Annotated in this window: 1 pseudogene; it reads right to left on the bottom strand. The window is 66.6% G+C overall.

The features are described from left to right. Positions 1–65 precede the first annotated feature (65 nt). Positions 66–377: pseudogene (locus EEB11_RS19355) on the bottom strand (putative DNA modification/repair radical SAM protein); the annotation flags it as partial.

A 377-nucleotide genomic window follows, 5' to 3' on the forward strand; every position in this document is an offset into this window, starting at 1 on the left:
AAGTTCCCGCGCGGCCTTGCGCCACGCCGCCACGGTTCCGATCACCGGCAGGGTCATATGGTACATCAGAACAGCGACAGTTGAACCGGAGCGGGGGCAAACCGGGCGCGCAAGGTCGCCGCATCGGTCATCCCGCGCGGGGACCAGCCGGGGGCGCTGATGAAGGCCTTGGCGGTTTTCAGTACCGCGCCCATCGCCTTCAGATGATCATAGCGCACCGCCCCATGCTGCCTTGCATCCAGAATGCGGCCCACCGTCTTGGTGCCGAACCCCGGCACCCGTAGCAGCATCTCGCGTGGGGCGCGATTCACGTCCACCGGAAAGGCGGCGCGATGCGCCAGCGCCCAAGCGAGTTTGGGGTCGATCTCGAGATCGAG

It is taken from the genome of Pseudotabrizicola sediminis (genome assembly GCF_004745575.1).
GTDB classification, from domain to species: Bacteria; Pseudomonadota; Alphaproteobacteria; order Rhodobacterales; family Rhodobacteraceae; genus Pseudotabrizicola; species Pseudotabrizicola sediminis.